6 protein-coding genes are annotated in these 10,927 nt (G+C 41.6%); 4 read left to right on the top strand and 2 right to left on the bottom strand.

Annotation, left to right across the window (positions count from 1 at the left end):
• The first annotated feature begins 271 nt into the window (after positions 1–271).
• A complete protein-coding gene (locus tag AKL11_RS11890; RefSeq protein ID WP_067517654.1) occupies positions 272–6,715 on the top strand; it encodes an Mcf1 protease effector domain-containing protein in 6,444 nt (2,147 codons plus the stop codon).
• Between the two features lie 423 nt (positions 6,716–7,138).
• On the opposite strand, the gene AKL11_RS11880 is transcribed toward AKL11_RS11890, so the two are convergent.
• The gene (locus AKL11_RS11880) at positions 7,139–7,567 is read right to left on the bottom strand and encodes a reverse transcriptase family protein (RefSeq protein WP_067517650.1); all 429 of its coding nucleotides are present in this window, start codon (positions 7,565–7,567) and stop codon (positions 7,139–7,141) included.
• A gap of 92 nt (positions 7,568–7,659) precedes the next feature.
• Here AKL11_RS11880 and istA point away from each other — a divergent pair, with 92 nt between their 5' ends.
• Genes istA through AKL11_RS11865 form a run of 3 tightly spaced genes read left to right on the top strand, consistent with a single transcriptional unit; the run spans position 7,660 to position 10,724 of the window.
• Positions 7,660–9,198 carry an IS21 family transposase gene (gene istA / locus AKL11_RS11875; protein ID WP_095210339.1) on the top strand — a complete coding sequence of 513 codons (1,539 nt, stop codon included), beginning with the start codon at positions 7,660–7,662 and terminating at the stop codon, positions 9,196–9,198.
• 34 nt (positions 9,199–9,232) lie between these two features.
• Entirely contained in the window at positions 9,233–9,988 is a 756-nt protein-coding gene (istB, locus tag AKL11_RS11870) for an IS21-like element helper ATPase IstB (protein WP_067517648.1), read from the top strand.
• Between the two features lie 58 nt (positions 9,989–10,046).
• Positions 10,047–10,724 (top strand): SidA/IucD/PvdA family monooxygenase, encoded by a 678-nt coding sequence (locus AKL11_RS11865; protein ID WP_157673529.1) that lies wholly within the window; start codon positions 10,047–10,049, stop codon positions 10,722–10,724.
• On the opposite strand, the gene AKL11_RS25955 is transcribed toward AKL11_RS11865, so the two are convergent.
• The coding region (locus tag AKL11_RS25955) for a hypothetical protein (RefSeq protein ID WP_216636798.1) at positions 10,704–10,927 on the bottom strand (224 nt) is incomplete at its 5' end. The two genes, AKL11_RS11865 and AKL11_RS25955, sit on opposite strands and share 21 nt — an antisense overlap.

Here is a 10,927-nt window from a genome sequence, read left to right as displayed (position 1 = left end):
GTTGGGATAGCTTGTTTAGAGCAATTTCTCATGGGTCAAAAGCACAAGATATAGCTTTAGATTCATCGTGATTTACGAAACAGCCAGGTTTGATCAGGGTGACAATCATTTCCATACTGCAGAAATGTCTGTAGGTGTCTCATTGTTCTATCAAATAGTGCTTACGACAATTTTCTGATAATGGATTGTGTCGTATATTCATCGGGAGTGGCTGTCTATTTACCGACATTTTGAGAGCATACATTTGAAATTTAAGTAATGGGAAACGTTCATGCACAGTCTAGATATAGTGAAACCTATTAATTACAAATCCAATGGACCTACCATTGATAGATGTACGACACATTGTGAGTATTTGGCGTGTTATAATGATAATTTTCAATGGAAAGAGTATAAAGTTAATGCTGGACCTTTGACGTCTGAACGTATACTCCCAACATCTGAATGCATTCCTTCAGTATCAGTTGAAAATAAAAAAATCAACATTTCTATGAATCCTGTCAGATTTATTGCAAACACAGATAATAAAAACGAATGTCTTAATTTTTTTATATTAGGAGAAGATACCTCTGACATTAAACAATCACAGCAAGAGGCTTGTTTTTGCATTAATGCAGATAAGGAATCAATAAAAGTTTCTGACACACTGTCTGAAAACTATAAAATATCCGGATTTTATAATAAAAAGAATAAATCGCTGACATTTAAATGCACAAAGCCAGCGCACGTTGATACACCTTGTGATATCAGTTTAAAAGTAAAGTCTCGATGTTTTGATAGGCTGAATTATCGTGATATACAAAAGGTTGTTTGGACTGAATCTGATGAAATGAAAATTGAAGAAAATGATATTGATATCAAGGAAAGAAAAGATGATATATTACATGCGCTAGTTTGTTTTAATCATATTATATTAACGAAAAAAAAGCATAATGAAAATTACAGTTTAAATGTTATTATACCAAAAAAGAAAAAGGGAAAAAGTTATTACCAAAGAAACAATACCCCTACTTTAAATCTAGTATTTGAAAAAATAATGCTGGGGATAAGATTGACCATCAAACACCCATTATTAGCATACACTGGGTTAAGTCAAGTTATGGCCTCATCAGTAAGTGCACTCCCTATTACGAATGCGCCTCCCCCGATTTCAGGAAATAATACAGATTCATTCGAAAAGGGGGTAAGAGTGGCCATCAAATCCCCATCATTACCATACACTGGACTAAATGAAGTTATGGTCTCACCCTCAGACTCTGAAAACGATCCACCCACATATCTGACCCACTACCCACACCTCGAGATCTCAGGAAATACTATAGATTCTGACGGTTATCAACGAACAACTTTTAACCCTAAATTCCCCTATCATAGAGAGTGTGGTCTGATTCAAGCAGCATGCTGCCAAGCTTTTGATATGCAACGATGGATAGCAGCACCACCTACCCCTCCTTATATACAGTGTCCATTTGGTCGTCAACAATCTCATGCAAGTAGCAAGTGCAATAATGACACTAAAGTAACTTTTATTGAACATAAGGAACAGTCCGTCAATCTCAAGTATTATGAAGATTTAGATGAAATGTGTAAAAAACACGAAGATGAAGTGTTTGATCAGGAAATGAATAAACACCGTCTTCATGAAACTCCTAAAAGTGGTAAAATGAGCCAACACGAATTTTTCACGCGCAGGCCAAGTTTAGAAAGTTATCTTTCTGATATGTTAAAACCAAGATTCGAAAGGAAGCATTTTATAGTTGACGGTAGGATGAATTATGTCAGATATGTAGCTGAGCTTCCGAAAATTCGTTTTTCTAAACTCGCTCCGGTACAGCCAAGGGGACTATCGATTAATCCAACTCGCAAAAACACCTTGTCTTTTCGAATTGTGGAACTGACTGGTCATCGTTTTGCAACCCCGATACAGATAGAAGTAATGGTAAATAATATAGTGGTATGGATAGGTCCCGTTGATGATAACGATAAAGATGAAACCTGTGGGCCAAGAGGCATATATCAACCAAAAAAAATAAATCTACCCCCAGAGTCATTCTCTCCTCCCTTAGGTGATATCGAAAGTATAACCATTAGACAGATAGGTTCAGAAAGCAGAAATCGATTTTTGGTACTTGACAATGTAATACTAAACGACAAGGTGTTTACGATACAGGATAGTACCACCGCTCATGATAGCCCATATCCAGCCATGTACGATGTAAAAAATAGAATATATTTGTCTTGGTTTGGAGGTGTTCAATTTAAGGTGCCGGCCCGAATTTGGCCACGCATTAATACAACCCCAACCATTACTCTTTGGCCGGGTCGTATGACTTTGAATGATTCTGCACAGGCTCACTCCTCAATGTCTGTTACTACAATCTGTAAAGATGTGCAATATAAGGTTATAGATGGTGAAGAAAATGATCTTGATGGAAGTGTAAATAATGAAATTACATTCCCTCTCATGCAGTGCGAAGAAGAAAAAGAGATCAAAATACATATAGCTCAACATATTTCAATACCTAGTTTAGATGGAATAATAACACTTGATAATAACCTATGCCCAACAAATGCTGATTTATGGTATCGTGATGCCCCTTTTTCATCTGGCGTGTCGGTGACTCTGGCTCTTAGTCCTAATAAAAATTATCTTAGTTATCGTAATAAGTTCAGCACGTTCAAACCTGTTGAGTTATACCCTGATTTATCAACTCAAACGGCTGAGCTACCAGTAGCTATTGTTAAAGAGGATATATGGACACGAGACAGCCGTGTTGAGTTTGAGACCCAAACTTGGTTTATTAGAAGTTATTTGAAAGATCTGTTAATGTCCCCTTATCAATCATTGCCTTCTAATGTTCAAGATTTGATACTGCAATATATTCAGCTCGACGGAGGTATTTTGTTTGGTAGTATTTATTATGATAGTGATGATAGAGCTACAGCTAACAAAGGAGCTGTTGACCAGATAAATCCAATTAAGGATGTAGATAGTTTATATGATTACTTCAGTAAGTGTGTTAATGAATATTTTAATTCATTATCTAGTAGGTTCCTGAAAAAAAATAGGAAAATCGTTTGGGCCAAGCAGGTAAACATTAAGCTTACCAGTGCTTTCCATATTGTAACTCCTAATATATTAAAGGCTATAGGTGCGACAAATGATTTTGATGATGCGGTTAATCCTGCCACAATAGATGGCCGTAATATAATGGAAAACGCATTCCTAAAAATTACAGATGAATTACAGTACCTTGTCATTAATTCAAAAGATATTTATGGTTCTCCAGTATTGATCGACATGTCAAGAAAACTTTATGATCTTGAAAATGGTGAAGGAGCGTTCGATAAATTAGATTCTACGGGAAAATTCAATTGGAATACAACTACTCGTTATTTAAAGGGGCAGCTTGCGTTCGGTGTAAATGGTGCACTCTATATATCTCGTCTAAATAACAACGCAAACCATGAACCTTCGATATCACCTATTTGGTGGGAAGGTGCGTCGTTCGCTCAAAATGAATTAGAGGAGGTTGTTAATACAAGAAAATATCAGAGTGCGGTTGAAAATGGAATAAGTGAAATATTGAAAGCTTATTATGCCAATGGAGCACAAAAGTTAAAAGCAGGTCAGTCACTCTTACTACGCTCTCGCCCTCACCCTGTTAATTTTGCAATTACACGCTTAATTAAATGGCTTGACATACCTGAAAAGGCAAAGTATCGACCTGGTTGGAGTCGCGCAATTAACAAGTTGTATCGTCTTGTTGTGGATATAAAATACCGGAAAAAAAATGCTGAAGACAAGGATCTAAAACGTAAACTGATTAAGTTGTTGAGAGATGCGCTGGGGTATAATTCTTGCTTTAGTTCAGGTCAGCGAATTACTTTTAGACGGAATATTAATTTATTACTTTCCGGTTATGAAGGTAGTGCTGGGTATATCCTCAATACTAAAAAAATACCGAATGATATTATAAATATTGCGATGGATTTTAAGAGGGAATACCAAGAATATATATCCACAGCGTATAATAATTATGTTTCACTAGAAGCTCGTTATAGAGTTCTTGTATCTGGAGATTTAGATAGAATCTCTAAACTACCACCCATGTTTAACGAGAGCTCTAAGGCTCTTACCGATCCAGACTATTATTTGAATGACATTCACACAAGAAATGATTTAGGTTCTATAAGGCAGTCCGCAGATCATTTTAAATATCTTCTTTTAATGTATATGGAACGTGATGAACTCGTTAACACTCCTTCTGAATTGAAGCAGTATTATGATAATCTCAGAAATATTTTCAGCTTTATTCCTCTTATTGGACCAATAGGTCAGTTATTTGTTAATATTGCTGAAGCAAATGCTGGTTTAAATGATATTAATATCAAAACGCAATCATCAGGTGCTGCTGCAGGAATGCAAATGCTAGCTATGATTCTTCTTTGTGTTCCTGGAGGGCAAGGTTTTGCCGCAATATTAACCGCAGGCGCTGCAACACTTGAAATCTCAACAGAAGGTGTTCCACTTATTCAGGATTACATAAAAACCAAGAATACAAAGTCACTTGTGTTTGGTATAGCGAGTATATTTAGTTCAGTATTGAGCTTTGCCGGACCGGGGATGATGAGTTTAAAAGGTATAGGAGTGGGATTTACACAATCAATGAAAATACCAAAAGGTTTTGCCTATAAATTAATGACTGGTATTGAACGCTTTGAAATTGCTCTTGATCTTGGTGTCGTAAGTTCTATGTCAATTGATGCATTAGTCAGAAACGACATGAAATCTTTTGCCCAGGGTATGAGCCAATTTTTTGGGTCGAGAGTGATTACTGCAGGAGCAGTACCAGCAATAGTTCGAAATGTTAAAAAAATAAAAATAAAATTAGATATAAGGGATGGAAATTATAAAGATGCTCAAGGGTATATATATACAAGAGTACGAGACGGATCTGATGATAGCCCTGCTCTATGGAAAGTTTCTCATGTTGACGGAGACAGTTATGTATCCAATAAATTTTATATTAATGACCCAGATTCAAGCAAGTTCAGCCCGGTTTCAAATGAACTAAGACTCCTCGACGCATCAGCTGCTTTTGAAGCATGCAAATTTATAACTAAAAATGCCGAGCTAGATGACCAACATCGTATCAGTTCGATCTATAATCCTTCAGATAATACGCTTTATGGCGTCGCCCGAAAGCAAAGCCCGGAAATCTTGACTCCTTTAATTTTATACAAGATGGATATATCCGGTCGACGTTTAGATAATGACATTTATTCTTTTAATCCCTTAACGTCTTCAATTACATTACTCCATCATCAACAATCTGGTAAAATGGATCTTTTATTTGGACAATATATAACATTAGATTCAACAGGTATGCCAGTGCAAGTTCAGGTAGGTGATCAGTTTATCAGTATACATCCATCTTCTGTGGATATGTCATTACCGAACTACAAAACAGCTAATGGAAAGGATATCCATCTCATCAATATGTCTGATGAGTCTGGTAGTCAATGGTATACAGTTGTGCGTAATGAGGATGGTTTATATAAAGTTGCGAATGCTGAAACAGGAGAGATGATTTATACGCCAGCAGCACTACGTATAAACAACGAAATTAAGACGAAAGATATAGCGGTACTGACCGATTATGTCCATAACATGATGCGTTTTAAGCAAATCATTGCAGATATGGGAGATGATGTACGTAAAGAATCTATTTTTCTCGATAATTATAGTCGGACGTCTGCAGAAATTACACTCTCAAGTATGGGCATAAAAATTAAAAAAGCAACAATACCTAGACTACTTGTCCTTTTAAAGAAATATGCATCGAACACTCCTGACCTAGCTAAAGTAGGCGCAATAACATGGGCAATAGAACATAGAGCTTTCAAAAGAGCATTAAAAAGCGAATCGATCAAATTTACAGATCTTTATAATAAAGTAAATACCGGTAGCTCTGACTACAGAGATAAAATAACAGCTCCACAAGGTTTTCTTCTAAATCTTTTAAATGATGGCTTTGGAGGCCGCTGCCAGCCATTGGCTCAGTTAGTTCTTGCTGCAAAGCAGCTTGAACATAACGGCGAAAGTTGGAAAGCAAGCGAACTAATAGGAACTATGTTTAAGGCCGCTGCAGTGTCGGAGGACCCATCGAGGTACGCTAGTATAGAGATTAGTAATAAAGATCGGTTTATAGGTATGCTCAAAAAAATGCACAGAGGCAGCAATCCTGATGGTATTCCTGCGATAATTGTTGAGAGATTTCGAGAAATTATGAATGATGCTATATCCTCGGACAAAGTTATTGATATGATTACCAATAGATTAGATACCGATCCAGCTTTGTTATTAGAAGTCAATACTAAAACGCATGCAATGTGTGCATGGTCTATAAATGGAAATGGAAATGGAAATGGACGGTACGGTTTCTATGACCCAAATTTAGGTATAGTTGAATTCTCAACACCGAAAGAATTTTCGGATTTTTTCAATACGTTTTTTAATGATGAAACGATTGGTTTCAAAGGTACATATCAGTATCGAGTTGATAACGACGGTAATGCTATTCATGAGGAAGTAGCTATTGTTGATGGTACAGAACTGTTGAAGCATACGTTCCATTTGCCGAGAGTAGGTACTTCAAGTGTTAAAGATGTTGTGAATTTTAGAATTAGTTCTGAATCTGAGACTGCTTAATAAATACCGGCAATTATAGTGTAATATCAAAGGTCACAGTAGGAATGGCGGTCACCCGCCACCCCCTGCGCAGATCCGTACATGCACTGCTAGCGCATACGGCTCCTACCTCGAGTATTTAACGTCAAACCGTTGCTCCGGCCATGGATGAAGGACTTTTACTTTAGGCAAAACAGTGTTGACGAAAGCACCGAACTTCTTCCAGTTCAGTCGGCTTCTCTGACTGCACCGCTTCAAGGCTTTGTACCAAATCTTTTGCACCGCTGTTCTGAAGGCATTTATCCTTAACCCATTACCGGGCACCGAGAAATAGTTCATGTGACCTTGCAGTACACGTTTCAACCATTTCAACTGTTCCGGAACGGGGTCATGCCTGTGTTTCATGAGATAGCTTTTAATCTTAGGTGAGAGGCAGTGCAGAATTTACCAGCTGCACCAGAAGATGCCGCACCAAGCGTTGGCTCTGGGATTGCTGATGGTAAGTTTCCCAGTGCCTCTACCCTTACGCAATGTCACTCGCATTCGCTCTTTACTGGTACGCCTGGCAATGTTGAAGTTTCCACTGCTTCGACTCATACCACATATATGAGTGAATCCAAGGAATGTAAACGTCTCCGGCTTTCCCTTCTCCCTTTTCTTTGAGTCAACTCTGGCAAAGCGACCAAAGCGTATCAGTCGGGTTTTATCCTCATGCAAGGACAGACCAAACAGCCCCAGTCTTTTACCAAGTTCACTCAGGAAGACCTTTGCATCATGCTCTCGCTGAAAGTCAAGCACACTATCATCCGCTGGGTATTCCGGAGGCATTCGGCCACCCATTCCGGTAACATCCGGCCACTGATTCCGGTACATTCGGCCACCCCTTTCCAAGCCAGCGGCGCAGTCTATTTCAATAACCGTTACCCTCGTTCTTGAGACCCAATCAAGGATGAAGGGATAACATCATGAAGAGACTGCCAATGCGCAAAATTCGTGAAGTACTCAGGCTCAAATTTGAGCACAACCTCAGTGAGCGAAAGATTGCCCGGAGCTGCAATATTTCCCGCTCAACCGTTAAAGATTATCTGGCCCGGTTTTCTGTTTCTGAACTGTCCTGGCCACTGCCAGATACCTTGGATGAGAAAGTTCTGGAACAACAGCTGTTCCCCGCCAAGTCATCGGATAGCCGAAGCAAGCAAGCGACACCGGACTGGAGTCAAATCCATCAAGAGCTTCGCCACCCCAACACCACCCTGATGCTGCTTTGGCAGGAGTATAAAAGCTGTCATCCCGATGGTTATCAGTACAGCTGGTTTAGTGACCAATACCGGTCATGGAGGAACCAGGTTGATGTGGTCATGCGACAAAACCATGTTGCCGGGGACAAACTCTTTATTGATTATGCTGGTCAGACGATGACTGTCGTTGATCAGTTCACCGGTGAAGCGCGACAGGTACAGATTTTTATCGCCACACTGGGTGCCTCCAGTTACACCTATGCCGAGGCCACTTGGAGTCAGTCACTTCCCGACTGGATCGGCTCACATATCCGGGCCTTTGAGTTTTTGGGAGGCATTCCCAACACACTGGTGCCCGATAACCTGAAGTCTGGCGTAAAAACGCCCCATCGGTATGAACCGGTGATCAACCCGACCTACCAGGATCTGGCTGAACACTATCAGGTAGCTGTCGTTCCTGCGCGGGTAAGAAAGCCTCAAGACAAAGCCAAGGTTGAGTTTGCTGTGCAGGTGGTTGAACGCTGGATACTGGCGGGACTGCGTCATCAGACATTCTTCACCCTGTCAGCACTGAACAAGGCGATCCGGGGCTTACTGGATAAGCTGAACAGCAAGCCGTTTCAAAAATTACGAGGTAGTCGTCGTTCATTATTTGAGTCACTGGATAAACCGGCGCTCAAGCCTTTACCGATTGAACGCTACCAATACGCTGAATGGAAAGAAGCTCGTGTGCACATTGACTACCACGTCTCAGTGGATGGTCAATATTACTCCGTGCCTTACCAACTGGTAAAAAAGCAACTCTCTGTTCGTTTCACCCAGAATACGGTTGAGTGCTTTCACCAGGGACAACGGGTTGCCAGCCATCAGCGTTTGTCTCAGAAAGGTCGCTACAGTACCCAGTCTGACCACATGCCAGAAAAGCATAAACAGCATGCCCAGTGGACGCCGGAACGACTCCAGAGCTGGGCTGCCAAAACCGGACCTGAGACCGAAGCGGTGATACGACGAATCCTCTCGGACCGTCGTTATCCGCAACAGGGCTATCGCAGCTGCCTTGGCATCATGAGGTTGGGAAAAAGCTACGGTGACGTACGACTTGAAAACGCCTGTCGTCGTGCACTTTATATGGACGCTTGCTCATACCGCAGCCTCGAATCAATCCTGAAACACAACCTGGATCAACAGCCATTACCGCAGCTTGAGCCGGAGCCTCCATTACCTGAACACCATGAGAACCTTCGTGGTTCTGACTACTTCCACTAAATCATCACGAATAATAGATAAAGGAAACAGAACCATGTTATTAAATCCAACATTAGAAAAGCTGCAAACACTGAAACTGTCAGGCATGCATGAAGCATTGAATGAACAGTTAAGCAGTGCAGATATAGATCAATTGTCGTTTGATGAGCGCCTCGGTTTGATGGTTGATCGGGAAATTACTACCCGTGACAATCGTCGCCTAAAAACCCGGCTTAAAAATGCACGACTACGGCAGAATGCCTGCATGGAAGATATTGACTTCCGCCATCCTCGTGGTCTTCAGCGAGAGCCGTTCCAACAGCTACTGGGCAGTGGCTGGATAAAGGATCATCAAAACGTCATCATCACCGGCCCAACAGGCGTCGGRAAAACCTGGCTCGCYTGYGCCYTGGCRCAGAARGCCTGTCGTGATGGTTACACCGTCCAYTATGTGAGGCTGCCAAGACTGCTTCAGGATCTYAGCCTTGCCCGCGCTGATGGYCGYTATCTAAAGCTGATGGCTGCAATGGCCAAGACTGACCTGCTCCTTCTTGATGACTGGGGACTGGCACCGCTGAGTGAAAGCCAGAGGCGCGATCTACTGGAGTTGGTTGAAGACCGGCATAACCTCAAGAGCACCCTGATTACCAGTCAAATGCCGGTTGATCATTGGCATGAATTGATTGGAGATCCGACACTGGCAGACGCGATTCTGGACCGGCTGATTCATAACGCTCACCGCGTCCCCCTGAAGGGTGAATCACTGCGAAAGAAACAGGCAAAACTGGCGAAGTCCGAACCTACGTCCTAAGCTGCAAAGCGATGCGTCGCTGCGCTCCGATGGGGGTGGCCGAATGTTACCGGAATAGGTGGCCGAATGCTCCGGAATGCGCACCGGGCGTTATCAGGAGCCTCTGATCCCGGATAATATCGAGAGCTTAATGAATTTTGCCGGCAAGCTGGAACACAGCATCAGTTACAGACACCCTTCAACCTATCTCGGACAACGGGTTGCTGTTTTAGGGTCTGGCTCATCAGGGGAAGAATTAAGCAGGGAGATCAGCTCCACAGCGCAAAGAGTGTTTGTCTGCGCACACCAAAATAGCCGGGCTTTTTTTCCCCAGGAAGAAGGGATTTACGGAGAACGCCGCAACATCTCCCGCCACCGGGAGATTCATGCTTGCCAAGGGCGAGACATTGTATTGGCCTGTGGTGAACGTCTTACAGATATCGATACTTTACTGTTGTGCACCGGTTTTCGCGTCAGCAACACATTACTGTCATTGTTTCCTGGCGCTGTTCTCAGTGGCAACCAGATTTGCATCACGCCTCTTTACCTCAATACATTTCACCCTGTCTATCCTGAACTGATGGTCTTTGGTATGCCTATGGCCTCGGTTGTTAATGCAACATACCATTGTCAGGCAAAATTGGTGACGGGATACGCTACCGGGCAATTCCGATTGCCTTCTGAAAAACAAAGAATCTTTGCTGCTCAACAAACCGAGCTCAAACAATCTGGCCGGCTAGGAGGCTGTCGGACTTGAAAGTAAAAACCGGAGATGGGCCGCAATAAAGTCAAAATTCACAGAATCCAGTCTGGAAGTGCTGTTTATGTCGTCAGTCTCTTTTGCCCAAATATCGCAAATGCATGCGACAAATAACCTGTAAGCTGAAATAAACTGCATAAAAATGATACTTTCCTGAAGATCTTTCAGCATCAGCGTAAACATCCGCTTCAGGTTAAAAC

It is taken from the genome of Endozoicomonas ascidiicola (assembly GCF_001646945.1).
Lineage (GTDB): Bacteria > Pseudomonadota > Gammaproteobacteria > Pseudomonadales > Endozoicomonadaceae > Endozoicomonas > Endozoicomonas ascidiicola.
This window is presented reverse-complemented; position numbering and strand designations above follow the sequence as displayed.

What these genes read in the sequence shown, in the direction of transcription:
- AKL11_RS11890 (WP_067517654.1), top strand. Translation starts at nt 272, where the DNA reads ATGCACAGTCTAGATATAGTGAAACCTATTAATTACAAATCCAATGGA.
- istA (WP_095210339.1), top strand. Translation starts at nt 7,660, where the DNA reads ATGAAGAGACTGCCAATGCGCAAAATTCGTGAAGTACTCAGGCTCAAA.
- AKL11_RS11880 (WP_067517650.1), bottom strand. Translation starts at nt 7,567, where the DNA reads ATGTACCGGAATCAGTGGCCGGATGTTACCGGAATGGGTGGCCGAATG.